A 25,501-nucleotide genomic window follows, 5' to 3' on the forward strand; every position below is an offset into this window, starting at 1 on the left:
CATGCACGTCGTCTTCCGCGAAAGCCACGGGTTAGAGGAAACGGAGACCCCGACCGATCTGGGCCAGAGCCCGGCGGATCTGGTGGTGCTGTCCTTTTCCGACAGTGACCTTGGCGCTTTCGCGGCAGGCTGGCATCGTGGGGGTGGACCCGAAGGTCGGATGCCGACCCTGCGGCTGGCCAATCTAACGGCGCTGAAGCACCCGCTTTCTGTCGACACCTATGTCGAGCAGACGCTGGAGGGCGCCAAAGGCATTCTGATCCGCCTGATCGGTGGCGTGCCCTACTGGTCCTACGGATTGCAGCAGGTTCTGGCACTGGCCCACGCCAAAGGCATCGCTGTGGCAGTCCTGCCGGCGGATGGACGTGAAGATACGCGCCTGGATGACTATTCTACCCTGCCTGTTTCAACCCTGCGGCGGCTGGCGCATCTTTGCGACACAGGCGGTGAGGTCGCAGCGCAGGCTGCGCTGGCGCAAATGGCACTGGCCGCGGGGCTTTATTCTGGCCCGGTGATGGGAGCCAAGACGATCCCGGAATGTGGCGTATGGTGTCCGGATCGCGGTGTGATCCCGGCGGATATCGCATTCGCCGGTGATGCCAAGCGCATCCTCGTGACCTTCTATCGCGCCTATCTGACCTCGGCAGACACTGCCCCGGTCGCGGCCCTGATCCACCGTCTGCGTGCGCGTGGGTTTCAGGCTGTTGGCCTATTTGCGCCGTCGCTCAAAGCCCCTACCGCCGCTGACTGGCTGCGCGAACAGGTCGTAGCGCTGGCCCCCTCGGCAATCATCAACGCCACCTCCTTTTCGGGCAAAGGCGCCTCGGGAACGTCCCCGCTGGACGCCGCCAATGTGCCGGTATTTCAGGTCGCCTTGTCCACCGCACGCCGCAAGGCTTGGGTCGATGCGGAACGCGGGCTGTCCCCCGCCGACCTCGCAATGCATGTGGTCCTGCCCGAGGTGGATGGCCGCATTTCGGCGGGCATCGCTTCGTTCAAGGAACCGGGCAAGCGCGACCCGTATCTGGAATATTCCCGTTTTGCCCACCGCCCCGAGCCGGAACGGGTTGAGGCGATCATAGACCGGGTGGACGGCTGGCTGCGCCTAAGCGACAAACCCAAGCCAGATCAGGTTCCAGCGTTGGTGCTGTCGACTTATCCCGGCAAGGACTGGCAGATGGCCCATGCGGTTGGCCTGGATGCGTTGGCCTCGGCCGAGGCGATGCTGTCCGATCTGCAGGCTGAAGGCTATGATACAGCACCCGGCGAACCGATAGCCGAGACGCTTTTGGATGCGCGACTGGCTTGGCCGCTCGCGGCCTATCAGACCGCGCTGGCAGACTTGCCGGAACAGTTGCAAACGGATCTGCAATCCATTTGGGGCAAGCCTGAGGACGACCCGGTTTTTGCCGATGGTGCGTTCCACTTTACCGCCTTGAACCGGGGCAAGACACTGATCGCGCTGCAACCGGAACGCGGCACGCCCGAGCTGCGCGATGACGACTATCACGATCTTTCGCGCACCCCGCGCCACAGCTATGTTGCCTTCTATCTCTGGCTGCGTAAGGGGCATGGCGCGGACGCGCTGATCCATATCGGCGCGCATGGCACGCTGGAGTGGTTGCCTGGTAAATCCGTTGCTCTGTCGGCAAATTGCTGGCCCGAGGCGTTGGTCCGCGATCTGCCGGTGATCTACCCCTTTATCGTGAATGACCCCGGCGAGGCCGCACAGGCCAAACGCCGGATCGGGGCTGTCACGCTGGGCCATATCCCGCCCCCGATGCGCACAAGCGACACGCCGGACCGTATGGTGCGGCTGGAATCCCTGCTGGACGAATTCTCGAACGCCGACGGGCTGGACCCCAAACGCCGCGACCGACTACAAGAAGACATACGGGATGAGGCGCAGGCCATTGGTCTGGAAAGCGATCTGGGTCTGAATCAGGCAACCTGTACCGCCGAAGCGATCACCCGTATCGACCGATTTGTCTGCGACATCAAAGAAAGCCAGTTCGGCGACGGCTTGCACGTCTTTGGCCGCGTCCCCGAAGTGACCGGCAATTTTGATGCCACGCCTTCGGCGCATGCGGAACGTCAATCACTTTTGGACGCACTGGCCGGGAAACGGATCGAGGCTGGCCCGTCTGGCTCACCCTATCGCGGGCGCTCGGACGTGCTGCCGACAGGGCGAAATCTTTACACCACCGATCCGCGTTCGGTTCCAACACGCGCGGCCTATACCCAAGGTGTCAAACTGGCCGAGGAACTAGTGCGGCGGCATCTGCAGGAAGAAGGCGATTACCCCAAGGGGCTGATTGTCGACCTCTGGGGCTCGGCCACGATGCGCACTGCGGGTGAAGAATTCGCCATGGCGCTTCACCTGCTGGGTGTGAAACCGGTTTGGGACAAGGGGTCGGAGCGGGTTTCCGGTATCGAGGTGCTGCCAATCACTGATCTCAGCCGTCCACGGCTAGACGTGACCTTGCGTGTCTCGGGCCTGTTCCGCGATGTATTCCCGACGCTTTCTGCGCTGTATGGCCAGGCAGTGCGAGCATTGTGTGAACGGGACGAGGCAGCAGACTGGAACCCATATGCCGGGCAGGCACCGGCCGCCCGTGTCTATGGCCCCGCCCCCGGCAGCTATGGCCTGAACATGACGCAGCTATCCGAAATCTATACGGACGAAGCGCGCACACAGGCCGGTCAGGCTTGGCTGGATGCCAGTTCCTTTGCGCTTGAGGGCGAGCAAATTGCACGGGATGTCGATGGTATTACCCAACGCGTTGCCCACGCCGATAGCTTTGTTCACCTTCAGGACCTGACCGAAACCGATCTGCTGTTGGCCAATGACTATGCCACGCATGAGGCCGGTTTTGCCGCCGCCAAGAAAGTCACTGGCGGTACTGCGCAGCTGTACCATCTGGACAATACCAACCCAGACACCCCCCGCGCCCGAACCCTCTCTGAGGAAATCAGCCGCGTTGTCCACGCGCGCGCGGCTAATCCTGACTGGATCGCAGGAATGCAACGGCACGGATTCCGCGGCGCCGCCGAGATCGCGGCAACGCTGGATCATATGGCAAGCTTTGCCCATCTGTCGGGAACCGTTGCACCGCATCTATTTGACATCTACCACGATGCCACACTGGGTAACGCCGAGGTTGATGCCTTTCTGCAAGAGAAGAACCCACAGGCGCATCAGGCCATGCAGGACCGGTTCCGTGCTCTGCTCGAGGCTGGCCTGTGGAACACGCGCCGAAACTCGATCCGAGCCGATCTGGAGGGGTTGGGATGAGTGCACCGATCGTTCAGGGCTGGTGCCCCGGCGCCCATCGCCCGATGATGTCGGGGGACGGGTTGGTCGTGCGGGTTCGGCCGCGGCTGGCGCGCCTTGAGGCAGCGCAGATGTTAGGCCTGTGCGAACTTGCCGACCGGTTCGGCAATGGCACCATTGACCTGACCATCCGCGCCAATCTGCAACTGCGCGGTGTGGCCGAGGCCGATCACCAACCTTTGCTGGAAGAACTCGCTGCGCTGAACCTTTTGGATGCGGAACCGGGTATCGAGGTGCGGCGCAATATTCTGGTGACACCGCTCTACCAATCCGGCGATCTTACCGCACGACTGACGCAGGAACTGATCGACCGGTTGGGCGAATTGCCGTCGCTACCAGCCAAGTTTGGGTTTGCCATCGACACCGGACCAAATCGCCTGTTGGTCGGGGATTCCGCGGATATCCGGCTGGAGACAGGCCCCGAGGGGCTGATCCTACGCGCTGATGGGGCCGAAACAGGGCGTCGCGTGACCGAAAAAATCGCCATCGACCACCTGATCGCGCTGGCCGAATGGTTCGCGGATCACCACACGCCCGAGGCCCGGCGCATGGCCCGCGTGGTTGCGACACAGGATTTGCCGTCAGAATGCCAAGGCAGCGCACCGGGTGATGTTGGCGCTCTGCCTGAGCCGGGCATCGTGGAACTGGGTGCGTTTTACGGAGCCGCGTTCGGTCAGTTGCCAGCGCGCGGGCTTGCGGGGCTGATTGAGACCTGCGGTGCCTCTGCGCTGCGGGTCACCCCTTGGCGGCTGTTCCTGATGGAAGGCGGGGCGGCGATACCCGCCCCAGCGTTCGTCACCGATGGCACCGACCCGCTGATGACCACTGACGCCTGCCCCGGCGCCCCGCTCTGCCCGCAGGCGCAGGTGGAGACCCGCGATATCGCCCGCGCGCTTGCCTCGCGTATTCCCGGCCACTTGCATGTCTCGGGCTGTGCCAAAGGATGCGCGCGCATGGGACCAGCTGATGTCACCCTGGTCGGCCACGATGGTCGATTTGATCTTGTCAAACAAGGCCGCGCGGGAGATCAGCCAAACCTGCGCGGGTTAAGCCCCGAAACACTTATGACCATGGACTTCTCCTGATGCCCTATGAATACGAAACCGACGGCGCGGCGATCTACAAACAAAGCTTTGCCACCATCCGGTCCGAGGCCGATCTGGCACGGTTCGACGCCGATGAGGAACAAGTCGCCGTCCGGATGATCCACGCGGCAGGTATGGTGGGGCTGGAAGAGTTCGTGCATTTCTCACCCGGTTTTGTGAGCTCAGCCCGTGCCGCGTTGGAAGACGGAGCACCGATCCTGTGCGACGCCCGCATGGTCAGCGAGGGTGTGACCCGGTTCCGCCTGCCCGCCGATAACGAGGTGATCTGCACCCTGCACGACGAACGTGTGCGTCTGCTGGCTGCCGAGATGAGCAACACCCGGTCCGCCGCTGCGCTGGAGTTGTGGCGCCCGCATCTGCAAGGCGCCGTGGTGGCCATCGGTAATGCGCCCACCGCCCTGTTCCACCTGCTGAACATGCTGGAAGACCCCGACTGCCCGCGCCCTGCGGCCATCATCGGCTGCCCGGTGGGCTTTGTCGGTGCGGTCGAATCTAAAGACGCTCTGTGGGAGGCGCAGCCAGTGCCGTCCTGCATCGTCAAGGGCCGCCTCGGCGGCAGTGCCATCACAGTCGCAACCATCAACGCCATCGCGAGCCGCGCCGAATGAACGCGGGCAAGATATACGGTGTCGGCCTCGGCCCCGGCGATCCGGACCTGATGAGCGTCCGGGCCGACCGCCTACTGCGCACTGCCCGCCACGTGGCCTTTTTCCGCAAACCGGGTCGCAGTGGTCAGGCGCGCAAGATCGTCAATGGCATGATCCCCGAAGGCGCGGTGGAATTCCCGATGGAATACCCCGTGACCACAGAAATTCCATTGAGTGATCCGCGGTACAATGAGCTGCTCTCGGCGTTTTATGAAGATTGTGCCGCGCATCTGAAGACATTGTCGGATCAGGGCGAAGACGTGGTGGTCCTGTGCGAGGGTGATCCGTTCTTCTACGGATCATTCATGCATCTTTACAATCGACTACGCGGCGAAGCTGAAGTTGAAGTCGTGCCTGCGATCACCGGTATGTCCGGCGCGTGGACCGCAACCGGCGACCCCATCACCTGGGGAGACGACGTATTGACCGTGCTGGTCGGCACATTGCCCGAAGACGATCTGGCCCACCGAATGGCCCAAACCGACGCGCTGGTAGTGATGAAGATCGGGCGCAATATCGACAAAGTGAAGCGGGCCCTGAAGACGGCCGGTTTGTATGACCGTGCTTGGATCGTGGAATACGCTCAGATGCCCAATCAACGCGTGTGCAAATTGTCGGAAAATTGCGAGGGGATCACTCCGTATTTCTCGATCATCATCGTTCACGGACAAGGGCGGCGGCCATGAGCGGTTGGGTCAAGATCGCAGGACTCGGGCCAGGAAACGAGGCTTTGGTGACGCCCGAAGTAACCGCTGCGCTGGCTGAGGCGACGGATGTCGTCGGCTACATTCCTTACGTCGCGCGCATCGCCGAACGCCCCGGCCTGACTCTGCATGCCAGCGACAACCGGGTTGAGATCGACCGCTCTCAGCATGCGTTGCAAATGGCGGCCGAAGGGAAGCGTGTAGTGGTCGTATCCTCGGGCGATCCGGGCGTATTTGCCATGGCAGCAGCGGTGTTCGAAGCGCTGGAAAACGGCCCCCGTGACTGGCGCGACCTACCGGTTGAGGTGCTGCCCGGGATCACTGCGATGCTTGCGGCCTCCGCCCGCGCTGGTGCCCCGCTGGGGCATGATTTCTGCACCATCAACCTGAGTGACAACCTCAAACCTTGGCCTCTGATTGAGAAGCGCCTGCGTCTGGCCGCGCAAGCGGATTTCGCGATGGCGTTTTACAACCCCCGCTCGAAATCCCGCCCCGAAGGCTTTGTCAAAACGCTGGAAATCCTGCGCGAAGAATGTGAACCCGAGCGGCTGATCCTGTTCGCCCGCGCTGTCAGCCGGGCGGATGAGGCAATCCGGATTTCAACCTTGGTCGAGGCCACGCCTGATATGGCCGATATGCAGACCGTTGTCATCGTCGGCTCATCGCTGACCCGCGTGATAGAACGCGCCGGTGACCCGATCGTCTATACGCCGAGGTTCACCCCGGAATGAGCCAGCCAGTCCAGAACCTGCGGAACGCTCGACAGTTCCAGCCGCTGCGGCAGGGCTGGACGGTCGATCATCAACACCGGTATGTCCAGAGCCCGCGCGGCGTCCAGCTTGGCGCGCGCGCCGGCGCCGCCCGCGTTCTTGGATACCACCAGCTGCGTGCCGTGGCGCTGCATCAACGCCCGGTCATCAGCCTCGGCAAAGGGTCCGCGCGCCACGACAACCTCGCAATTCGGCAAGGGCAGGAAATCGGGTTCATCCACCAGCCGCAACAGGTAATGGTGCTGGGGCTGGCTGACGAAATCTTCGAGATGCATGCGCCCGACCGCAAGAAACACGCGCTGCGGGTCGCCGGACAAAGCTGCCACGGCTGCGGCGATATCCGGGACGCGCTGCCACATGTCGCCGGGCTGCGGTGTCCACTCGGGCCGAGTCAGCACGGCCAGCGAAATCTGTGCCTCATGGCAGGCCTCAATCGCGTTACGGCTCATCCCGGCGGCAAAAGGATGGGTCGCGTCGATCACGTGGCTTATGCTGTGGTCATGGATATATTTCACCAGCCCTTCGGCCCCACCGAACCCGCCAATACGCACCGACAGAGGTTGCGGGCGCGGGTTGTCCACGCGTCCTGCATAGGAGTAGGTCGCGGGAATACCCCAGTCGGCAATGGCTTTTGCCAGCGCGTTGGCCTCGGTCGTGCCGCCCAATATCAGGAGGTTGGACATGTCTGAAGCTCCGTGGCTGACCGTTTTGGGTTTGGGCGAAGATGGACTGGATGGCTTGCCCCCCGCAAGCCGTCAAGTGCTGGAACGCGCTGAAATCATCATGGGGCCACCGCGACACCTGTCCTTGGTTCCCGATTTCGGAGCCCAGCAGGTGGAATGGCCTGTGCCCTTTGCCGATGGTCTGCCGATCCTGACCGGTTTTCGCGGGCGATCAACCGTGGTTCTGGCCTCGGGCGATCCGTTCTGGTTCGGCGCCGGATCCGTGATCGCGCGGAATTTCGAGGCCGGGGAATGGACCGCCCTGCCCGGCCAATCGACGTTTTCGCTAGCCGCTGCGCGGTTGGGCTGGCCGCTGGAAAGCACGCAGACATTTGGTCTGCACGCGGCCCCGCTGACCCGGCTGCGCCCGCATCTGGCCCCCGGCCTGCGCGCGATTCTGCTGTTGCGCGATGGTAAGGCCGTGACGGAACTTGCCACCTATCTGACTGACACCGGCTTTGCCGACACACACCTACATGTGATGGAGGCCCTGGGTGGCCCGCGCGAACGGGCGCGCAGTGTCTCGCTGACCGAGGCGCTGCTGGGTGGGTTCGATCACCCGGTCTGCGTCGGACTCGAAGTTGCTGGCGGCGGGCAGGCCTTTCCGCGCGCCTCTGGCAAACCGGATGAGATTTTTGAGACCGATGGGCAGATAACCAAGCGCCCTATCCGTGCGCTGACCCTATCGGCGCTGGCCCCGCAGCGGGACGAGCATCTGTGGGACATTGGCGGTGGCACCGGGTCAATCAGCATCGAATGGCTGATGTGTGATCCAACGCTCAGCGCCACAACGATCGAACCCCGCGATGACCGCGCCGAGCGTATTCGCCGCAATGCCGACGCTTTGGGTCAGGACCGGCTGCAGGTGGTGCACGGCACCGCCCCGGATGCGCTGAACGGCCTGCCCCTAGCCGATGTCGTGTTCATTGGCGGCGGGCTGAGCAGTGAGCTGTTGCAATGGCTGCATACAACCCTGCCCTCCGGCACGCGGCTGGTGGCCAACGCGGTGACACTGGAGAGCGAAGCGCTGCTGGCGCAGTGGCAGGATAAGCTGGGTGGTGAGCTGCTGCGGATCGAATTGGCACAGGCCTCAGCTCTGGGGCCACGGCGCGGTTGGAAATCGGCCTATCCGGTGGTGCAATGGAGCGTCACGTTATGATCGTCGCAGGCATCGGATTTTCCTCGGCCGCCACAGTGGACAGCCTGCGCGCCGCCTATGATCAGGCGAGTGCCGGTCACGCTGTGGACGCGCTTGCCACGGTAGCCGACAAGGAAGGCCACGCCGCACTAACAGATTTTGCCTCGGCCATTGCCCTGCCCTTGCATTTCATTGCCCCCCCCGATCTGGCCGGACAGCGCACCCTCACCTGCTCGACCCGCAGCCGCGCCACCTATGGCACCGGCAGCGTCGCCGAAGCATCCGCCCTTGCCGCCGCCGGAACTGGTGCGCGGCTGATCTCACCCAGACAGATTTCAGACGACCGGCTGGCCACCTGCGCCATCGCCATCGGAGGACAGACATGACCGTTCATTTCATTGGCGCCGGACCGGGTGCCGCCGACCTGCTGACCTTACGGGGGCGCGATATCATCGCCGCTTGCCCGGTTTGCCTATATGCGGGTTCGCTGGTGCCAGAGGAAATTCTGGACCATTGCCCCGACGACGCCAAGATCGTGAACACGGCGGCGATGGATCTGGATCAAATCATGGCCGAGATCGAGACCGCACATCAGGCCGGTCTGGATGTTGCGCGACTGCATTCCGGCGACCTGTCGGTCTGGTCGGCGATGGGTGAACAAATCCGCCGCCTCAAGGAATTGGGCATCCCGGTCAGCGTGACCCCCGGCGTGCCGTCTTTTGCCGCTGCGGCTGCATCACTGGGCACGGAACTGACCCTGCCCGGACTTGCGCAATCAGTGGTCCTGACCCGGACACCGGGACGCGCATCGTCGATGCCCGAGGGCGAGACGTTGGCGAATTTTGCGCGTACCGGGGCGACGCTGGCCATCCACCTGTCGATCGGCAATCTGGACACTGTTATCGCCGATCTGACCCCGGCCTATGGCGCCGAATGCCCGGTGGCCGTGGTCTACCGTGCCAGCTGGCCCGATGAGCGGATCATCCGTGCGACGCTGGCGACGCTGAAAGACGCGCTGGACGAGAGCATCTCACGCACGGCGCTGATCATGGTGGGTCCAGCACTGGCTGGTGAAGGGTTTGACGAAAGCTGCCTGTATTCTAAGGATTACGACCGCCGGTATCGCCCGCAAAGCGCGGACAGCCCTTGGTCAAGCTGGAGCCATGGTGATGACTAACCCTCCGGGCATTCTGATTTCGGCACCGTCTTCGGGGACTGGCAAGACCACCGTGATGCTGGGCCTGCTGCGTGCGCTGGCCGAGGATGGCCTGACCGTCCAACCATTCAAAAGCGGCCCTGACTATATCGACCCGGCCTTTCACCGGGCGGCGGCTGGGCGCGCCTCGTTCAATCTGGACAGCTGGGCGATGGGCGATCCTCTGCTGAACGCAATATCGGCACAGGCTGACGGCGCGGATATCGTCGTAGCCGAAGGATCGATGGGTCTGTTCGACGGTGTCGCCAAACCCGGTGAGATTGGCCATGGTTCTAGCGCGGAAACCGCGCAGCGTATGGGCTGGCCTGTGGTGTTGGTTCTGGATGTCGGCGGTCAGGCGCAATCAGCTGCAGCCACGGCGCTGGGGTTTCGGATGTACAACCCCGACCTGCCCTTTGCCGGGGTAATTTTGAACCGCTGCGCCAGCCCGCGCCACGAGCGTCTGACCCGGTTGGGTATGGAACGTGCAGGCCTGCCGGTTCTGGGCGTTCTGCCACGACGCGGAGACCTGACACTTCCCGAGCGGCACTTAGGTTTGATCCAGGCGGTGGAACATCCCGATCTGGAAAGCGCCATTGTCGGCTATGCTGCGTTCCTGCGTGAACATGTCGATCTGGAGGCGATCAAGCGGGCGGCTTCCTCAAGCCCAGATAGGCCATCGTCAGCCGTGCTGCCGCGCCCTCCGGCGCAGCGGATCGCACTGGCCCGGGATGCTGCGTTTTCGTTCACCTATCCGCATTTGCTGGAAGGCTGGCGCACGGCGGGTGCAGAAATCCTACCGTTTTCACCACTGGCGAATGAAGCCCCTGCCCCGGATGCCGATCTGGTCTGGCTGCCGGGTGGGTATCCCGAGTTGCACGCAGGCACATTGGCCGCCGCCAACACCTTCCAGACTGGGCTGCGCAAACATGCCGAGACAAGACCTGTGCATGGCGAATGCGGGGGCTACATGGCGCTGGGTCAGGCGTTGATCGACAAAGAGGGTGCCCGGCACGAAATGGCGGGCCTTCTGGGCCTTGTGACCTCCTATGAAAAGCGCAAGTTCAACCTGGGTTATCGCAAGGCGGAATTATTGGCCCCAATGGCCGGATTTGCCGAAGGCACAGCGCTACGCGGGCATGAGTTCCACTATTCCTCGATCATCGAACAGCCTGACGCCCCGCTGGCGCGCGTGTTCGACGCCGAAGGCGCGGAAGGCCCGCAAACCGGATCGGTGCGAAACAATGTCACCGGGACATTCTTTCATCTGATCGCCGAGGCCTCGGCATGAGTGGTTTTGTGTCCTTCATCGGTTCAGGCCCCGGCGACCCGGAATTGCTGACACTGAAGGCGGTAGACAGGATGCAGAAAGCCGATGCGGTGCTGTTTGATGACCTCAGCAGTGGCCCGATCCTGAGCCACGCGCGTGAGGATGCTGATCTGGTTGGTGTCGGCAAACGCGCCGGGCGCCCCTCGCCCAGGCAGGATCACGTCAGCCGCTTGTTGGTCGAATATGCACAAACCGGTCAGCATGTTGTGCGGTTGAAATCCGGTGATGGCGGCATGTTCGGCCGGCTTGAAGAAGAACTGGTGGCCCTGCAAGAGGCCGGGATCGACTATGAAATCATCCCCGGCATCCCCTCGGCGGTAGCGGCGGCGGCAGCGGCGGGCATTCCTCTGACCCGGCGACTGACCGCGCGGCGCGTGCAATTCGTCACCGGCCACGATGTCAGCGGCAAACTGCCCGAAGATCTGAACCTGGCAGCACTGGCTGATCCACAGGCTACGACCGTCGTGTTTATGGGCAAGCGCACCTTTCCCCTTTTGGTCAGGGCCTTACATTCCCACGGCCTTTCGCTGGATACACCTGCTTTGATGGCCGAATCCGTCTCGAGCCCCGAACAAAAGCTGCAACGCTCGACCATCGGTGCCTTGTCGCAGCAGTTGGAAACCGAGATCGGCACCGCCCCGGCCCTGATCCTGTATGGACCTCTGGCAGAGTTCGAAAATGATTGACCTGACGCTGATCGGTATTGGCACCGGCAACCCGGATCATGTGACATTTCAAGGGGCGCAGGCGATCCGTTCGGCGGACCTGATCCTGATCCCCCGCAAGGGCGAAAACAAGGCCGATCTGGCAGGGCTGCGCGAGCAGATCATCGCTCAGGTCGCGGATACTCTTCCGCAAATCGCGTATTTCGACATTCCCAAACGCCGTGCCGATGATGGCTATTTACGCGGAGTGGACGAATGGCACGATGCGATTGCATTGCGCTGGCAGGAGGTCATCGCAGCCCACCCGAAGGCCCGCCATGTGGCGCTGCTGATCTGGGGGGATCCGTCGCTGTATGACAGTTCGCTGCGAATCGCGGCACGTTTGACCCCTCAGCCAGAAACACGGGTGATTCCCGGCATCACCGCGCTGCAAGCGCTGACGGCGGCCCATGCGATTCCGATCAACGAACTGGGCGCGCCCTATATCGTAACAACTGGTCGTCGCATCCGGGACGAAGGATGGCCGGAAACCGCAGAAAACGTGGCGGTGATGCTGGATGGCGAATGTTCCTTCCAAAACCTGGACATGGAAGAATTGGACATTTGGTGGGGCGCATATGTCGGCATGAAAGAGGAAATCCTGATCAAAGGCCCTTTGGCCGAGGTTGCCCAGCAGATTCTGGACCGCCGCGCCCATGCCCGTGCCGACCATGGTTGGATCATGGATATTTATTTGCTGAAAAAGCGCATAATCTGACACAATACGTCGCAAATGATGATTGCACCGCCACAGCTATAGCGGCTAAATGGGGGTGTCTGGTCCTGCCGGAGAAATCCGGATGCTAAGAGGGAATTTGGTGCGACTGCCTCGGTGGTCAACTCCAAAGCCGCCCCCGCGACTGTAAGCGGAGAGCCCCTGTTCAACCAGCCACTCCCGGTTATCCGGGGGGAAGGCGAACAGAGGCATCGACCCGCAAGCCAGGAGACCTGCCAGGCGAAAAAACGAAACACCGGCCGTCGGGTGCGGCGGCAGAGGAGAATACAAAATGGCAACACAAACGAAAACAGCATCCGCCGCGCGTACAGGCTTTGTTCCGGTCATGTTTGCAGTGGTTCTGGGTCTGGGCCTCATCACGCTGACCGGTCACGTTCAGGCAGCGGCCCTGCATGATGCAGCGCATGACGTGCGTCACGCGACCGGCTTCCCCTGCCACTAAGACCGTGTTCAGTCGTATATTGACCAGCGCGTTGTTCGCTGGTGCTGCAGCGGGGCTGATTGCCGCCTTGCTGCAGTTGGTATTTGTGCAACCAGTATTGTTGCATGCCGAGCTTTATGAATCCGGAGAGCTGGTGCATTTCGGGGGCGAGACCGTATCGGCTCATCCCGAGCTGCCGCGCATGTTCTCTGAACTGACGCGTGATGCGCTGAGTGTCATCTTTACCATGCTGACCTATACCGGCTATGCGCTGGTGATGGTTGCGCTGATGTCGGTAGCCGAAGGTCAAGGGCATCAGATTGATGGCCGGACCGGCGTTCTTTGGGGGTTGGCCGGATTTATCGCCTTCCACCTTGCACCAGGTTTCACCCTGGCGCCCGAAGTGCCGGGTGTCGCAGCAGCCGATGTCTATGCACGTCAGGTCTGGTGGTTCGCAACGGTTGCAGCAGCCCTTGTCGCCATGTGGTTGATCGCCTTTGGAGGTAACCTGATCAGCTATGTGATCGCCGCAGTACTTCTGTTGGTGCCACATCTTATCGGTGCACCCGAGCCCGATGTTTTCACCGGCCCTGTGCCGACTGAAATTGGCGCATTGTTCGCGGCACGAGCTTTTGGAATCGGTCTGGTTGCATGGGTTCTGGTTGGCGCGTTCGCTGGCTATTTCTGGCAGAAAGAAGCGCAACCTTCCGAAGCAACGGCCTGATCGCACTTCGAATGAACGCGCCGGGTGTAAACTTGGCGCGTTTCTCTATGTTTTCAAGGAAATACAATGACCCGTTCACTTGCTCTATTCGTGATCGGTCTGGTCTTTGGCGGCGGTGCAGGATTTGTAATTGCTGCTGCAAATGGCGTCACATTTGATGGCCACGACCATTCTGATCCGTCTCTTCACGGAGCCTCACACACTGAGACCATGGCCCACGATCATTCCACGGCCCTGAACCTACCGGCAGGCGCAGATGCACCTACACTGGACATCGCTCTGACACAGGATCCTATGTCTGGCTGGAACCTGCATGTCATGCCAAAAAACTTTACCTTCGCACCGCAGAACGCATCGACCGCAGACTTGGCAGGCGAAGGGCACGCGCATGTTTACATCAACGGAGAAAAGCTCGCCCGGCTTTACGGCAGTTGGATGCATCTTGATCAGTTGCCCAAAGGCGAGGTCGAGGTTTCGGTTTCACTGAATTCCAACAGCCATAGCCCGCTTTCGGTCGATAACGTGCCGGTTCGTGCTGCGGTTACGGTTCAGGTCGACTAAAGCGCCGGAATACGCGCACGCAAACACATCCGAAGCCGCCCGCAGGGTCGGGCGTCTTCAATCCAGCCCTGCGGGCTGTTCAGGTAAGTACGGCAAGTTTCAGCGATATCCGCGGCATCCGCCACCACATCGACACCCGAAAACACATAAGATGCGCGCCCCTGCGCCTGTATAGCCAGCGCCGTGGGTTCCGCGCAGCCGCTGAAACAGGCGTGTTCGCTCACTTCGACCTGATCCGTAAATCCGGCCCTTTTCAGTGCGTCCTGCACAGCCTGCACCTCGGCCGCCCGATCACGTGCGGTGCCACAGGTTTTGCAGATCATCAGGCGCATCCGATCCAGACCTTTCCCTTCGTCCTGCGCCCGTTTCTGCGGCTTTAAGCGGCGCGGCGCAATCCCGAATGCGCACAAGATTGTGAGTGCGACGATCTCACATTTCTGGCAGGATTCCTGCAGACACCTTAAAAGGAGGCCTCTGGATGAAACTGCTTTGGACCGTCTTCGCCCTGCTGGCCCTGCCCGCCTGGGCCGACGAACCGCTCTCGGGATGGGCCGTGTATCCTACGGGCAAAAGCTATGAAGAATTGGTCTCGGACACCAAATCGGCGGTTAAGGCAAACGGTCTGATCGTGGTCACGCAGGCCGGCCCCACCAAAGCCGCCGCCGCGCGGGGAATTACAATCCCAGGCAATCTGGTGATCGGCGCCTTCAACAATGACTATGCGGTGCGCGTGCTGGAAACCTCGGTGCGCGCAATGATCGAAGCACCGATCCGGTTTTACGTGACTGAAAACGAGGACGGTACCGCCACCCTGTCCTATAAAACGCCCAGCTTTGTATTCGCGCCCTATATCTATGAGGGAGGAGACCCCCTGAGGGACATTGCCCAGGAATTGGATGACACCTTTCAGATCGTGGCCGAAGCCGCTGTCAAATAGTCACACTGGCGTGATGCGCCTTGCGTCCGGGTCTGTCCTCCGCAATCTGCGTTGAAACAGTTTTCGGAGCTTTACTGATGCAGGACTCGTCGCCCCGCGCTGCGGACATTCTGGCCCAACGGCTTTATGAGGCTGGCTGCCGCCACGCTTTTGGCATGCCAGGTGGCGAGGTGCTGACCCTAGTGGATGCGTTGGAAAAGGCGGGAATAACCTTTCACCTGACCAAACACGAGAACGCGGCTGGCTTTATGGCCGAGGCGGTGCATCACCGCGACGGTGCCCCAGCCATTCTGGTGGCCACACTCGGCCCAGGCGCAATGAACGGGATCAATGTGGTCGCCAATGCGTTGCAGGACCGGGTGCCAATGATCGTGCTGACCGGCTGTGTCGACGCAGATGAGGCGCTGACATACACCCATCAGGTCATGGATCACGCACGGGTCTATCGCTCGATCACCAAAGGGACGTTCATGCTGACCGCTAAAGGCGCGGATGTTATCGCAGACAAAGCGGTATCGCTGGCCAATCAGCCGCGCCCAGGACCGGTGCATATCGACGTGCCGATTTCGGTTGCGGATGCGCCTGTGACCGATGTCAAACGCCGCCGTCTTGTCAAACCTGCCGCCGTCGCGCCCGAGGGGGATTGCGTTGAAAAAGCCCGCCGCTGGGTGGCACAGGCCGAACGGCCCATCGCGATTATCGGCCTGGATGTTCTATATGACGACTCGCGCAATGTGGTGCAGGCGTTCCTTGAACATTTTGGCATTCCTTTTGTGACAACCTACAAGGCCAAGGGCGTGGTTCCCGAGGATCATCCACTGTGCCTTGGCGGCGCGGGCCTGTCGCCGCTTGCTGACACCCATCTGGTGCCGCTGGTTGAACAGGCCGATCTGGTGTTGTGTCTGGGCTATGACCCGATCGAAATGCGCCCAGGCTGGCGCGAGATTTGGGACCCCGAAGAAAAGCGCGTCATCGACATTTCGGCGGTTCCGAACGATCACTACATGCATCAGGCCGGGTTGAACCTGGTGGCTGATACCGGCGCGACCCTCGAGGCCATTGCAAAGGGCAACCCTGCCCGCGCCACCTGGCCCGGCAGCGAACCCGAACAGGTTCGGGCCGCCCTGGCGCGAGCCTTCCCTACTGATGACGTATGGGGTCCCGCCGCGGTAATTGCGGAAACCCGCGCGGTTCTTCCTGCCGAGACATTGGCCACCGCTGACAGTGGCGCGCATCGCATCCTTCTCAGCCAGATGTGGGGATGTTCCGAAGAACGCGGGCTGATCCAATCTTCGGCGCTCTGCACCATGGGCTGCGCTCTGCCAATGGCCATCGGGCTGAAGCTGGCCGAACCCACGCGCCCGGTCATCAGCTTTTCCGGTGATGCCGGGTTCCTGATGGTCGCCGGAGAACTGTCGACCGTTGCCGAGATGGGGGGTAACCCGATTTTCCTGGTGTTCGTTGACGCCAGCCTTGCCCTGATAGAATTGAAACAGCGTCAGCGGCAAATGGGGAACGTAGGCGTCGATTTCGACCGCCACGACTTTGCAGCTTTGGGCCGGGCCTTCGGTGGGAATGGTCACACGGTGCGCACCCGCGCCGAACTGAGGGATGCTCTGGAAGCGGCAACCAAGTCTGATAGGTTCACCGTAATCGCTGCTGAGATTGACCGCGGAGGATATGATGGCCGGATCTGAAGGGCCGCTGAAGGGCGTCAAGGTTCTGGACCTGTCCCGCATTCTGGCCGGACCGACCTGCACACAGTTGCTGGGCGATTTGGGTGCCAGCGTTATCAAGATCGAAAACCCTGCCACTAAAGGGGACGACACGCGCCAGTGGGGCCCACCCTATGTCGCTGATGCCGACGGGGTTCCATCGGATCTTAGTGCCTATTTCATGTCAGCCAACCGCAACAAGAAATCGGTCGCCATCGACATCACCACACCCGAAGGTCAGGCGGAAATTCGGCGGCTGGCCTCGTTTGCGGACATCCTGATCGAGAATTTCAAACCCGGCGGGCTTGCGAAATACGGGCTGGATTACAAATCGCTCTCGCAGGAATTCCCTAGCCTCGTCTATTGTTCGATCTCAGGCTACGGGCAGGATGGGCCTAACGCATCAAAGCCCGGATATGATCTGATGGCGCAGGGCTATGGCGGTGTCATGTCTCTGACCGGCGATCCCCAAGGGGCGCCGATGAAAGTTGGAGTTGGTATCGCTGATGTCATGTGCGGTATGTATGCCTGCGTTGGCATTCTGGCAGCATTGCGCCACCGGGACCAGACCGGAGAGGGACAGCAAATTGATCTGGCTCTGGTCGATTCCCAGATTGCGTGGCTGATCAATGAAGGCGTGAATTATCTGACATCCGGCAATGTGCCACAACGCCGTGGGAATGGTCATCCAAATATTGTTCCATATGACGTTTATGAAACCGCCGATGGCCATGTGATCCTTGCTGTAGGTAATGACAGTCAGTTCCGCCGGTTCTGCGAATTCATCGACCAACCTGATCTGGCGGATGACGTCCGCTTTGCGACGAATCCGGCGCGGCTGGAAAACCGGGATGCGTTGAACGCCCTATTGCGCCCTGCGGTTCAGTCATATGACACAACAACCGTCATCGCAGAACTTGAGGCACGCAAAGTACCAGTTGGGCCGGTCCAGACCCTGGATCAGGTTTTTGACACCGAGCAGGTCGCGGCGCGGCAAATGCAGATCGCGATGCAGGCTGCCCCGGCCGAGGTAAAACTGATCGGAAACCCGCTGAAATTGTCGCGGACACCGGTTACCTACCGGACGGCTCCGCCACAATTCGGAGCGGACACTGCAGCAGTCCTGAACGCTAAGAACCCATTTGAAGATTGAAACACAATGCCTTACTAGGCGGCATATTGCTGAAACATGCCGTTGAATCGGCGGATTTTTTCACGTTTTCCACACACAGCTTTTCACCAATTCGAGAGCAGGGCCGATACTGATACGACCCCGCCTGACTCTCTGCTAAATCGAATAAAGTAATAAATCGCAAATGGATTGGATCCCGCGCATGAAACAAGATGTTTTCGGACAGATGAACACTCTTTGCCATTCGGCCAGTGTCGAGGCGTGGAATGGTGTTCTGCTTGGTTTCATGGCGCATTCAGCTGTCACACCCCAGCATCTGGGCAAAGTGCTAGAGCTTGAGCCCGATTTCGCGCTTGGTCACGCCATCAAAGGTCTGTTCCTGGTCCTGCTGGGTCGGCGCGAGATGATGCCAGTTGCAGCGGAAGCGTTGAATGCTGCCAACACCGCTATGGATCGCCAACCGGTAACTGAGCGCGAGCGGCTTTATGTCGACGCGTTGGCCCTTTACCTGTCCGACCTGCCCTCACATGCAATCCAGAAGTTTGAAGAAATTCTGCGCCTCCACCCACAGGACTCGCTGGCGATGAAACTCAGCCATGCAACACGGTTTGTCTTGGGAGATGCCGCTGGTATGCGACGGTCGATCGAACGTGTCCTGCCTGCTTATGAACCCGACCACGCCGGCCGCGGATATCTTCTGGGGTGCCATTCCTTCGCGCTTGAGGAAACCGGGGCCTATGAAAAAGCCGAAATCGCCGGACGTCAGGCACTGTGGATGGTGTCGGATGATGCCTGGGGTCTGCACGCAGTGGCCCATGTGCACGAGATGACCGGCAATGCGCAGCAAGGTCTTGATTGGCTGGCCGGACGCGAGGATGCCTGGGCGCATTGCAACAACTTTCGCTATCATGTCTGGTGGCACAAGGCGCTGATGCATCTGGACCTGGGCCAGGTCGATCAGGTTATGGAACTGTATGACCAGTATGTCCGGCAGGACAAAACCGACGATTACCGTGACATATCGAATGCCACGTCGCTTTTGTCCCGGCTCGAGCTTGAGGGCGTCAAAGTTGGAAACCGCTGGGAGGAACTGGCCGACCTCAGCGCCGCCCGGACCGAAGATGGCTGCCTGATCTTCGCCGATCTTCACTATCTGCTGGCCCTGACCGGCGACAACCGGACCGAAGCGACCGGCAAAATGCTGCAGCGCATCCAGAAAGATGCCCAGCGCAATCAGGGCGACACTCCGATCCGGATGTCGGATCCCGGTATTGCCGCAGCCAAAGGGCTTGAGGCTTTTGGCGACGGCCTTTACGGCGAAGCATTTGATTTCCTGTCGAATGCACGGGACGGAATGCAACTGGCCGGTGGTAGCCACGCCCAACGTGATGTATTCGAGCGCATCACTATTGATTCCGGCCTGCGTGCCGGCCGTTTGGATGCTGTCGAGCGCATTCTAGACGACCGCCGTGCCAAGCGGGCCGGGGGTGAGGACAATTATGCTATGGCGCGCCGCGCATTGATCGATGCGGCCCGCGATAACCAAGACGCACAAAGCGTTCCGGCAGAATAACAAAACAAAAAGACTGAAGAAGGACAGAACTCGTATGGCGACTCTATCGCCCGCTTCTGATTTTGCACCTGTGGCAGCCACCTCGGCCGCCCCTGTTAGTACGCGCGACCCGCGTCTGGATTTCTATCGCGGAATTGCGATGTTCATCATCCTGATTGCGCATATTCCCAACGACCCCTGGGCCAAGTGGATCCCTGCCCGGTTTGGTTTTTCGGATGCAACCGAGATTTTTGTTTTTTGTTCGGGCATGGCCTCGGCCATCGCCTTTGGCGGCGCGTTCCTGCGCAAGGGCTGGTGGATGGGCACTGCGCGGGTATCATACCGGATCTGGCAGGTTTACTGGGCGCATATCGGCCTGTTCTTCTTTGTCGCGATGACGATGGCTGCGCTGAATCAATCAGGCCTGTTTGAGAAGAACTACATCTCGTCCCTGAACCTGCAGCATTTCTTCAATGATCCTGCTCCGCAGATCGTCGGCCTGTTCACCCTGACCTATGTGCCGAATTATTTCGACATTCTACCTATGTATCTGGTGGTACTTGCAATGATGCCGCTGTTCATGGGCCTGTCCCGCATCGGATTCTGGGCGGTTGCAGCCACATCCGTTGCTATCTGGCTCGTGGCGCAGACCGACGTTCTGGACCTGCCCGCCGAGCCCTGGTCGGATCGTCAGTGGTTCTTTAACCCTTTTGGCTGGCAGTTGCTTTTCTTTACTGGCTTTGCATTCATGCGCGGCTGGATCCCTGCCCCTCCGGTGTCAAAAACGTTGATTTGGGCAGCGGCGCTGTTCCTGATCTTTTCAATGCCTTTCGGGTCGTGGAAAGTGTTCACATGGGTGAATGCCGCAGCCCCGGATTTGGCCGATGAAATCCGCAAAGTCTGGCCCATCACGAAGGAATTCCGCGACAAGACCGATTTCGGTCTGTTTCGCTACATGCATTTCCTGTCGCTGGCCTATCTGGGCTGGGTCGCTGCTGGCGAGCATGGACACCGCCTGATCGCAACCGGTCAGAGCGCAGGCGCCAAAGCTTGGCAAATCGTGCTGACCCTGGTCACCAAAGTGGGTCAGCAATCACTTGCCGTATTCGTATTTTCCATGGCAGCAGCACGACTTATCGGCGTTGGGCTCGATTTGTTTGGGCGGGATTTTGCCACTGTCTTTGTCGCTAATATGATTGGCTTTGCCATGATCATCACCGTGGCCTATTTGGCCGCGTGGTTTAAGTCACAACCCTGGAAATCAAAGAAATGAAATTCACACGTCGCGCATTTCTGGCCACGACTTCGGCGCTTGCCTTCGCCCCGGCCACCTTTGCCGTGGGCGGAGAGGTCCCGTTTGACCGCAGTGACGTGATCTCGCTGGCCCGCGAGTTGGCCGCAAAGCCCTTTGCCGAGCGCAAGATGGTCCCGCAGGAATGGCAGGACCTGACCTATGAGCAATACCGCTCGATCCGGTTCCGCCTGGATCGTGCGCTTTGGTTCGAATCTGAGACGCCTTTCAACGTAGATTTCTTTACGCCCGGGCTTTATTTTCCGCGTACGGTTCAGGTCTCGACCGTCGAAAACGGCATGGCAAAACCCGTAGCCTTCGATCTGTCGATGTTTGACAAGTCGACCGAGGTCCCTCAGTTGCCCGTCGACGACACGCTGGGTTTTTCGGGCCTGCGCCTGCGGACTGAAATGCACCGCTCCGGAAAAACCGATGAGTTCTGTGTGTTTCAGGGCGCCAGTTACTTCCGGGCGATCGGCCTTCACGAGGTCTACGGCCTGTCGGCCCGGGGGCTGGCGCTGAAAACCGGCGATCCGGATGGCGAAGAATTTCCCGAATTCATTCGTTTCTGGCTGGAACGTCCCAAGCCCGGTCAGCGCAATATGGTGGTTCACGCCCTGATGGACAGCCCGAGCGTGACAGGGGCCTATCGGTTCAATGTCACGGCAGGCGCTGATTGCGTGATGGAGGTCGAGGCGACGCTCTTCCCGCGCACCGAGTTGACCCATGTCGGCATTGCGCCCGGCACGTCGATGTTCCTGTTCGATCAGACCAATCACAGCCGTTTCGACGATTTCCGCCCTGCGGTGCATGACAGCGACGGGCTGTTGATCCGCAACGGCGCTGGCGAGGTCCTGTGGCGGCCTTTGGCAAACCCGACCCGCCTGCAGTTCTCGTCCTTTGTTGACATGAACCCGCGCGGGTTTGGCCTGATGCAGCGGAAACGCGCGTTCTCGGATTATGCCGATCTTGAGGCGAGTTACCACAAACGCCCCGGCCTCTGGGTCGAGCCAACCGGCGATTGGGGCAAAGGCGCGGTCACTCTGGTCGAAATCCCGGCTGATCAGGAAATCTACGACAATATCGTCGCCTATTGGCGCCCGATGGAGCCCTATGCGGCCGGAAGCCAGGTGGACCTGTCCTACCGCCTTATCTGGGGTGAGGAACCAGAGCGCACCCCGATGCCACGCGTGATCAACACCGCGATGGGTGACAATACATTTGGCGAGGGCCGTCTGGCGGTGATCGACTTTGAGGCCAGCGAGCTATTCGACGAACCTGAGGCGATGACGATCTTTGTGGACTCGCCCCATGCAGAGACCTCGGAAGGCGTCCTACAGCGCAACCCCGATACTGGCGGCCTGCGGTTGGCCTTTTCCTTCGAGCCGGGAGACCGGAACCATGTGGAACTGCGCGCACAGTTGCTGAAAGACAAGCAGCCTGCCTCCGAAGTCTGGCTGTATCGTTGGACATCATGAGCAACGATCTGCATATCATGCCGCCTGAGGCACCCCTGGCGATGCCGGAGCAGAATTTCAGCGCTGGGTTCCGTGACGCTCAGGCGCCCCGCAGCAGGCAGGCATCTGCGGGATTCTGGCGTGCGCTGGCGTTCTCGCCTGCGATGGCGGCTACGCTGGGCTTGCTTTGGGTCATGACCGACTGGTTCGGAGCCGAAGGGATCAATCTGATCGAAGCGATTCTGTTGGCTCTGATCTCATTCAACTTTTTCTGGATCTCTTTCACGGTCTGCACCGTTTTGTTGGGTATGATTTCCCTGTCGCGGCAGGAACAGCCCAAACGTCAGGGCCGCCCACAGGCGCTGCGCGTCGCGCTTCTTATGCCGGTCTATAATGAAGTACCCTGGAACGTGCTGGGCAACGCCCGCACGATGCTGGAAGACCTGCGCGCGCGGGATGGTCAGCACCACTATGCGATGTTCATCCTCTCTGACACCCGCGACCCCGAGATCGCGGCACAGGAACAAGCCAGCGTCGAAGCGTTGCGCACCACCCTCGCGCCGGGACTGGAACTGTATTACCGCCGGCGAGAACAGAACACAGACCGCAAGGTCGGAAATATCGCAGATTGGGTCAGCCGTTGGGGTGCGGATTGGGATGCGATGCTCGTGCTGGATGCCGACAGCCTGATGACCGGCCGCGCCATCCTGCGCCTGACGGATTCTCTGGCGCGCGACCCCGGTGCGGGCCTGATCCAGAGTTACCCTCAGTTAATTGGCGCTCAGTCGGTTTTTGCCCGGATGCAGCAATTTGCCAATGGTGTTTATGGTATCGCCTTCGCCGAAGGTCTGGCCCGCTGGTGTGGTCAGGAAGGAAACTATTGGGGCCATAACGCGATCATCCGCACCAAGGCTTTTGCCAACTGCGCGGGGTTGCCAAGACTGCGCGCAATGAATGGTCAGGAAAAACTGATCATGAGCCACGATTTCGTCGAGGCCGGCCTCATGCGTCGCGCCGGATGGGGCGTGCGGTTCCTACCGCGCATCCGAGGATCCTATGAAGAAACCCCACCAACGCTGATCGACCACGCGTTGCGTGACCGGCGCTGGTGTCAGGGCAATTTGCAACACCTGAAGTTGCTGGGCTCAACCGGATTCCGCGCTGTGTCGCGGTTCCACATGTTCCATGGAGCAGTCGGATATCTGATGTCGCCGCTGTGGTTTGCCTTGCTGGTGATGTGGGCGCTGATCGGTCAGGGCGAGGATGCCTCGGTCCTGCATTATTTCAGCCCCGACAATCCGCTGTTCCCGCAATGGCCCGAGATGTCGGAAACCCGCCACGTGCTGATCATTCTGGTCATGTATGCCATGTTGCTGGCCCCCAAGGTACTTGGCGTGCTTGCCCTGCCTCTTAGCGGTGTGCGCTATGCGGATTTCGGTGGCGCAGGTAAATTCATGACCTCATTCATCTCGGAAGTCATCCTGTCGATCCTCTATGCGCCGATCCTTATGGTGCAACAGATGATCGCCGTCTTCCGGACAATTCTTGGTATTCAAAAAGGCTGGTCTCCCCAGGCGCGGGATGGTGGCAGCTATGGCCTGCGGACGCTGATCTTATGTCACGCGCTGGAAACCATCAGCGGTATAGCCTTGGGCGCCGGCATCCTATCGGGTCTGGTGTCAATCTGGCTGGCTCCGATTGCCATAAGCCTGGCCTTTGCCATCCCGCTTTCCGCACTCAGCGGCGTTTCAACCTCACCGGCGCGGCGCATGGTCGGAATGAAAGAAGATGTTCAGGAACCGGCAATCACCCGGTCCGCCCGTCTCCACAGGGATGAATTGAAGCGCCTGGTCGAAGGCAAAACTGTCATGACTCCTGCCGAGTGATCAACCACCCGGCAGGCCCTCGTACCACTCTACCATCATATCCGACCATCCCTGCGGCACGTTGTGACCACCGGGGAAAAGTGCGAATTCCAACATCGCGCCATCGGCGCATCCGGTCCATCTGCGGCGCATGAATTGCCCGGTCGTGGAAAATCCGCTGGGTTTGGTATCGGCGCATTCGTTTGCGGCCCGCCAGATTTCCAGACCGGCAAAGATATCGCCCTGATGGAATCGACCGCCGCCCAAAAGGCGCCCTTCCAGCGGGACTACATTGTCGGTCCAGCCATGGGTGTGAAACATGCGCACCGGGCCATCACAGGCCTCGGGATGCGGTCGCCAAAACCCACCTGAAACCGGAGCATAGGCCGAAAACGTATCCGGCGCCGCGCAGGCGAGGTAGTAGACCATGAAGGCCCCCGCAGAAAACCCGCCCAACACGACGCGGTCATCATCGACCCCGAACCGGTCCGACGCATCCTGAACCACCTCGCGCAGAAAAGCCGTTTCGTCACGCCCCTCCCAACCCGGGAAGAAATTCCAGCTTTGACGGCCGTTACGCTCGGACCCCTCCGGTGCCATAACCGCATATCCGCGAGCAAGCAGAGGATCAACCATACTGCGGTTCTTCAGCGTTCCGGTCGCAGTCCCGCCATAACCGTGCAGAAACACCACCAGCGGTGGGTTTTCGGTTTCGGGAAGTTCGATATGGTACCCACCCGACGGAGTTTCGCACATGTCTTCCTGATCGACACAGGCGGCCATTCCTGCATTCGCGATCACGGCCATCCCGACCGACAGAAACAAGCTTCGGATCATTCTGCTTTCCCATCATAGTGTTGAACCGGCAGGCCTGCGCGAACCCAGCCTGGCCCTGCTGCTGAGCCTAACATACCCTCGGGCACGTCGATGATATTTGCGAACCCCGCCTCGGACAGCCGGTTGCTCAGCCGGGCCGAGCGCACACCGCGCGCGCAGATCAGGGCGATTGGAGCATCGTGGTCTCCGCTGACAATCTGCAGCAGCGCCTCATCAAAATCATCGCGACGCATGTCTAGGGGATGCGCGCCTTCGCCCACGCCCGAGGCATCCCATTCGCGTGGGGTACGGATGTCCACCAAAAATATATCTCCCAGCCTAGCTTGCTGATGCGCATCCCCGACACTGATCCGACCGCCCGCATAGCTCTGCGGGATCAGGCGGTATTCACGGATTGCAAAACCGCCCAGAACAGCAGCCGCACCAAACAGCAGAACCTTTCGCCGTGTCCGGTTTGCCCCAGCAGCCACTGTAATCCCTCCTGATCCGATGCAGTCCTATGTATCACAGCAGCTTATCCAGTTCCGCGTCGAAATTAACCTGCCTGTTCAAGTTCGTGTCATCGCCGCTTTACCTGTACCATCCTCTGCCTTGGGGCCCCTGAACAGGCAGAATGGCTTGCA

General features: G+C 60.5%; 25 protein-coding genes and 1 riboswitch. Of the genes, 21 read left to right on the forward strand and 4 right to left on the reverse strand.

Annotation, left to right across the window (positions count from 1 at the left end; translation table 11 throughout):
- Window position 1: 1 nt before the first annotated feature.
- From cobN to cobJ, 5 genes are read left to right on the forward strand one after another with little or no spacing between them, the layout of a single operon-like run.
- Window positions 2-3,295 carry a cobaltochelatase subunit CobN gene (gene cobN, locus AC2FH2_RS04485; RefSeq protein WP_496822992.1) on the forward strand — a complete coding sequence of 1,098 codons (3,294 nt, stop codon included), beginning with the start codon at window positions 2-4 and terminating at the stop codon, window positions 3,293-3,295.
- A complete protein-coding gene (cobG, locus tag AC2FH2_RS04490) occupies window positions 3,292-4,419 on the forward strand; it encodes a precorrin-3B synthase (RefSeq protein WP_496822994.1) in 1,128 nt (375 codons plus the stop codon). The genes cobN and cobG overlap by 4 nt, the downstream gene beginning before the upstream one ends.
- Complete coding sequence (locus tag AC2FH2_RS04495; RefSeq protein WP_496822996.1) at window positions 4,419-5,048, forward strand: precorrin-8X methylmutase; 630 nt, start codon at window positions 4,419-4,421, stop codon at window positions 5,046-5,048. The genes cobG and AC2FH2_RS04495 overlap by 1 nt, the downstream gene beginning before the upstream one ends.
- A complete protein-coding gene (locus AC2FH2_RS04500; protein ID WP_142632892.1) occupies window positions 5,045-5,773 on the forward strand; it encodes a precorrin-2 C(20)-methyltransferase in 729 nt (242 codons plus the stop codon). Before AC2FH2_RS04495 ends, AC2FH2_RS04500 begins: the two co-directional genes overlap by 4 nt.
- Complete coding sequence (gene cobJ, locus AC2FH2_RS04505; protein WP_496822997.1) at window positions 5,770-6,522, forward strand: precorrin-3B C(17)-methyltransferase; 753 nt, start codon at window positions 5,770-5,772, stop codon at window positions 6,520-6,522. The genes AC2FH2_RS04500 and cobJ overlap by 4 nt, the downstream gene beginning before the upstream one ends.
- Here cobJ and AC2FH2_RS04510 read toward each other — a convergent pair.
- Window positions 6,495-7,244, reverse strand: a complete 750-nt coding sequence (locus AC2FH2_RS04510; RefSeq protein WP_496822999.1) for a cobalt-precorrin-6A reductase — start codon at window positions 7,242-7,244, stop codon at window positions 6,495-6,497. The genes cobJ and AC2FH2_RS04510 overlap by 28 nt on opposite strands.
- On the opposite strand from AC2FH2_RS04510, the gene cbiE reads away from it, so the two are divergent.
- The 9 genes from cbiE (at window position 7,243) to AC2FH2_RS04555 (ending at window position 14,092) form a co-directional block, all read left to right on the forward strand.
- On the forward strand, window positions 7,243-8,442 hold the full coding sequence (cbiE, locus tag AC2FH2_RS04515) for a precorrin-6y C5,15-methyltransferase (decarboxylating) subunit CbiE (protein WP_496823001.1): 1,200 nt from the start codon (window positions 7,243-7,245) through the stop codon (window positions 8,440-8,442). The genes AC2FH2_RS04510 and cbiE overlap by 2 nt on opposite strands.
- Window positions 8,439-8,807, forward strand: a complete 369-nt coding sequence (locus AC2FH2_RS04520; protein ID WP_496823048.1) for a cobalamin biosynthesis protein — start codon at window positions 8,439-8,441, stop codon at window positions 8,805-8,807. The genes cbiE and AC2FH2_RS04520 overlap by 4 nt, the downstream gene beginning before the upstream one ends.
- A complete protein-coding gene (gene cobM, locus AC2FH2_RS04525) occupies window positions 8,804-9,598 on the forward strand; it encodes a precorrin-4 C(11)-methyltransferase (protein ID WP_496823003.1) in 795 nt (264 codons plus the stop codon). The genes AC2FH2_RS04520 and cobM overlap by 4 nt, the downstream gene beginning before the upstream one ends.
- Window positions 9,585-10,907, forward strand: a complete 1,323-nt coding sequence (locus tag AC2FH2_RS04530; RefSeq protein ID WP_496823004.1) for a cobyrinic acid a,c-diamide synthase CobB — start codon at window positions 9,585-9,587, stop codon at window positions 10,905-10,907. The genes cobM and AC2FH2_RS04530 overlap by 14 nt, the downstream gene beginning before the upstream one ends.
- Window positions 10,904-11,632, forward strand: a complete 729-nt coding sequence (gene cobA / locus AC2FH2_RS04535) for a uroporphyrinogen-III C-methyltransferase (protein ID WP_496823005.1) — start codon at window positions 10,904-10,906, stop codon at window positions 11,630-11,632. The genes AC2FH2_RS04530 and cobA overlap by 4 nt, the downstream gene beginning before the upstream one ends.
- Window positions 11,625-12,368, forward strand: a complete 744-nt coding sequence (gene cobF / locus AC2FH2_RS04540; protein WP_496823007.1) for a precorrin-6A synthase (deacetylating) — start codon at window positions 11,625-11,627, stop codon at window positions 12,366-12,368. Before cobA ends, cobF begins: the two co-directional genes overlap by 8 nt.
- Before the next feature lie 43 nt (window positions 12,369-12,411).
- Window positions 12,412-12,620: riboswitch (cobalamin riboswitch) on the forward strand.
- 37 nt (window positions 12,621-12,657) lie between these two features.
- The gene (locus AC2FH2_RS04545) at window positions 12,658-12,828 is read left to right on the forward strand and encodes a CbtB domain-containing protein (RefSeq protein WP_142632876.1); all 171 of its coding nucleotides are present in this window, start codon (window positions 12,658-12,660) and stop codon (window positions 12,826-12,828) included.
- Window positions 12,829-12,832: 4 nt separating this feature from the next.
- On the forward strand, window positions 12,833-13,531 hold the full coding sequence (locus tag AC2FH2_RS04550; RefSeq protein ID WP_142632874.1) for a CbtA family protein: 699 nt from the start codon (window positions 12,833-12,835) through the stop codon (window positions 13,529-13,531).
- A gap of 66 nt (window positions 13,532-13,597) precedes the next feature.
- Window positions 13,598-14,092 carry a hypothetical protein gene (locus AC2FH2_RS04555; protein ID WP_281994378.1) on the forward strand — a complete coding sequence of 165 codons (495 nt, stop codon included), beginning with the start codon at window positions 13,598-13,600 and terminating at the stop codon, window positions 14,090-14,092.
- On the opposite strand, the gene AC2FH2_RS04560 is transcribed toward AC2FH2_RS04555, so the two are convergent.
- A complete protein-coding gene (locus tag AC2FH2_RS04560; protein ID WP_496688612.1) occupies window positions 14,089-14,502 on the reverse strand; it encodes a DUF1636 family protein in 414 nt (137 codons plus the stop codon). The genes AC2FH2_RS04555 and AC2FH2_RS04560 overlap by 4 nt on opposite strands.
- A gap of 68 nt (window positions 14,503-14,570) precedes the next feature.
- Here AC2FH2_RS04560 and AC2FH2_RS04565 point away from each other — a divergent pair, with 68 nt between their 5' ends.
- The 7 genes from AC2FH2_RS04565 (at window position 14,571) to mdoH (ending at window position 24,062) form a co-directional block, all read left to right on the forward strand.
- On the forward strand, window positions 14,571-15,029 hold the full coding sequence (locus tag AC2FH2_RS04565; RefSeq protein ID WP_496714375.1) for a DUF302 domain-containing protein: 459 nt from the start codon (window positions 14,571-14,573) through the stop codon (window positions 15,027-15,029).
- Between the two features lie 77 nt (window positions 15,030-15,106).
- Complete coding sequence (locus tag AC2FH2_RS04570) at window positions 15,107-16,726, forward strand: thiamine pyrophosphate-binding protein (RefSeq protein WP_496823009.1); 1,620 nt, start codon at window positions 15,107-15,109, stop codon at window positions 16,724-16,726.
- Window positions 16,713-17,897 (forward strand): CaiB/BaiF CoA transferase family protein, encoded by a 1,185-nt coding sequence (locus AC2FH2_RS04575; protein ID WP_142632866.1) that lies wholly within the window; start codon window positions 16,713-16,715, stop codon window positions 17,895-17,897. Before AC2FH2_RS04570 ends, AC2FH2_RS04575 begins: the two co-directional genes overlap by 14 nt.
- Window positions 17,898-18,078: 181 nt before the next feature.
- A complete protein-coding gene (locus AC2FH2_RS04580) occupies window positions 18,079-19,449 on the forward strand; it encodes a tetratricopeptide repeat protein (protein ID WP_271947985.1) in 1,371 nt (456 codons plus the stop codon).
- Between the two features lie 34 nt (window positions 19,450-19,483).
- Window positions 19,484-20,701, forward strand: coding sequence for an OpgC family protein (locus AC2FH2_RS04585; protein ID WP_496823011.1), 1,218 nt, complete (start codon window positions 19,484-19,486; stop codon window positions 20,699-20,701).
- Window positions 20,698-22,197, forward strand: coding sequence for an OpgD/OpgG family glucan biosynthesis protein (locus tag AC2FH2_RS04590; RefSeq protein ID WP_496823012.1), 1,500 nt, complete (start codon window positions 20,698-20,700; stop codon window positions 22,195-22,197). Before AC2FH2_RS04585 ends, AC2FH2_RS04590 begins: the two co-directional genes overlap by 4 nt.
- The gene (gene mdoH, locus AC2FH2_RS04595) at window positions 22,194-24,062 is read left to right on the forward strand and encodes a glucans biosynthesis glucosyltransferase MdoH (protein WP_496823013.1); all 1,869 of its coding nucleotides are present in this window, start codon (window positions 22,194-22,196) and stop codon (window positions 24,060-24,062) included. Before AC2FH2_RS04590 ends, mdoH begins: the two co-directional genes overlap by 4 nt.
- On the opposite strand, the gene AC2FH2_RS04600 is transcribed toward mdoH, so the two are convergent.
- Together AC2FH2_RS04600 and AC2FH2_RS04605 are read right to left on the reverse strand one after the other, a co-directional pair.
- Window positions 24,063-24,878: a CE1 family esterase gene (locus AC2FH2_RS04600; protein WP_496792372.1), complete on the reverse strand. Its 816-nt coding sequence runs from the start codon at window positions 24,876-24,878 to the stop codon at window positions 24,063-24,065. It lies immediately after the preceding gene.
- The gene (locus AC2FH2_RS04605; RefSeq protein WP_496823015.1) at window positions 24,875-25,348 is read right to left on the reverse strand and encodes a rhodanese-like domain-containing protein; all 474 of its coding nucleotides are present in this window, start codon (window positions 25,346-25,348) and stop codon (window positions 24,875-24,877) included. Before AC2FH2_RS04605 ends, AC2FH2_RS04600 begins: the two co-directional genes overlap by 4 nt.
- Window positions 25,349-25,501: the final 153 nt, after the last annotated feature.

This window comes from Ruegeria sp. YTSA105, assembly GCF_059610225.1.

Excerpts from the sequence above, each read along its gene's own strand:
- cobN (WP_496822992.1), top strand. The coding sequence starts at position 2 with ATGCACGTCGTCTTCCGCGAAAGCCACGGGTTAGAGGAAACGGAGACC.
- cobG (WP_496822994.1), top strand. The coding sequence starts at position 3,292 with ATGAGTGCACCGATCGTTCAGGGCTGGTGCCCCGGCGCCCATCGCCCG.
- AC2FH2_RS04495 (WP_496822996.1), top strand. The coding sequence starts at position 4,419 with ATGCCCTATGAATACGAAACCGACGGCGCGGCGATCTACAAACAAAGC.
- AC2FH2_RS04500 (WP_142632892.1), top strand. The coding sequence starts at position 5,045 with ATGAACGCGGGCAAGATATACGGTGTCGGCCTCGGCCCCGGCGATCCG.
- cobJ (WP_496822997.1), top strand. The coding sequence starts at position 5,770 with ATGAGCGGTTGGGTCAAGATCGCAGGACTCGGGCCAGGAAACGAGGCT.
- cbiE (WP_496823001.1), top strand. The coding sequence starts at position 7,243 with ATGTCTGAAGCTCCGTGGCTGACCGTTTTGGGTTTGGGCGAAGATGGA.
- AC2FH2_RS04510 (WP_496822999.1), bottom strand. The coding sequence starts at position 7,244 with ATGTCCAACCTCCTGATATTGGGCGGCACGACCGAGGCCAACGCGCTG.
- AC2FH2_RS04520 (WP_496823048.1), top strand. The coding sequence starts at position 8,439 with ATGATCGTCGCAGGCATCGGATTTTCCTCGGCCGCCACAGTGGACAGC.
- cobM (WP_496823003.1), top strand. The coding sequence starts at position 8,804 with ATGACCGTTCATTTCATTGGCGCCGGACCGGGTGCCGCCGACCTGCTG.
- AC2FH2_RS04530 (WP_496823004.1), top strand. The coding sequence starts at position 9,585 with ATGGTGATGACTAACCCTCCGGGCATTCTGATTTCGGCACCGTCTTCG.
- cobA (WP_496823005.1), top strand. The coding sequence starts at position 10,904 with ATGAGTGGTTTTGTGTCCTTCATCGGTTCAGGCCCCGGCGACCCGGAA.
- cobF (WP_496823007.1), top strand. The coding sequence starts at position 11,625 with ATGATTGACCTGACGCTGATCGGTATTGGCACCGGCAACCCGGATCAT.
- AC2FH2_RS04545 (WP_142632876.1), top strand. The coding sequence starts at position 12,658 with ATGGCAACACAAACGAAAACAGCATCCGCCGCGCGTACAGGCTTTGTT.
- AC2FH2_RS04555 (WP_281994378.1), top strand. The coding sequence starts at position 13,598 with ATGACCCGTTCACTTGCTCTATTCGTGATCGGTCTGGTCTTTGGCGGC.
- AC2FH2_RS04565 (WP_496714375.1), top strand. The coding sequence starts at position 14,571 with ATGAAACTGCTTTGGACCGTCTTCGCCCTGCTGGCCCTGCCCGCCTGG.
- AC2FH2_RS04570 (WP_496823009.1), top strand. The coding sequence starts at position 15,107 with ATGCAGGACTCGTCGCCCCGCGCTGCGGACATTCTGGCCCAACGGCTT.
- AC2FH2_RS04575 (WP_142632866.1), top strand. The coding sequence starts at position 16,713 with ATGGCCGGATCTGAAGGGCCGCTGAAGGGCGTCAAGGTTCTGGACCTG.
- AC2FH2_RS04580 (WP_271947985.1), top strand. The coding sequence starts at position 18,079 with ATGAAACAAGATGTTTTCGGACAGATGAACACTCTTTGCCATTCGGCC.
- AC2FH2_RS04585 (WP_496823011.1), top strand. The coding sequence starts at position 19,484 with ATGGCGACTCTATCGCCCGCTTCTGATTTTGCACCTGTGGCAGCCACC.
- AC2FH2_RS04590 (WP_496823012.1), top strand. The coding sequence starts at position 20,698 with ATGAAATTCACACGTCGCGCATTTCTGGCCACGACTTCGGCGCTTGCC.
- mdoH (WP_496823013.1), top strand. The coding sequence starts at position 22,194 with ATGAGCAACGATCTGCATATCATGCCGCCTGAGGCACCCCTGGCGATG.
- AC2FH2_RS04600 (WP_496792372.1), bottom strand. The coding sequence starts at position 24,878 with ATGATCCGAAGCTTGTTTCTGTCGGTCGGGATGGCCGTGATCGCGAAT.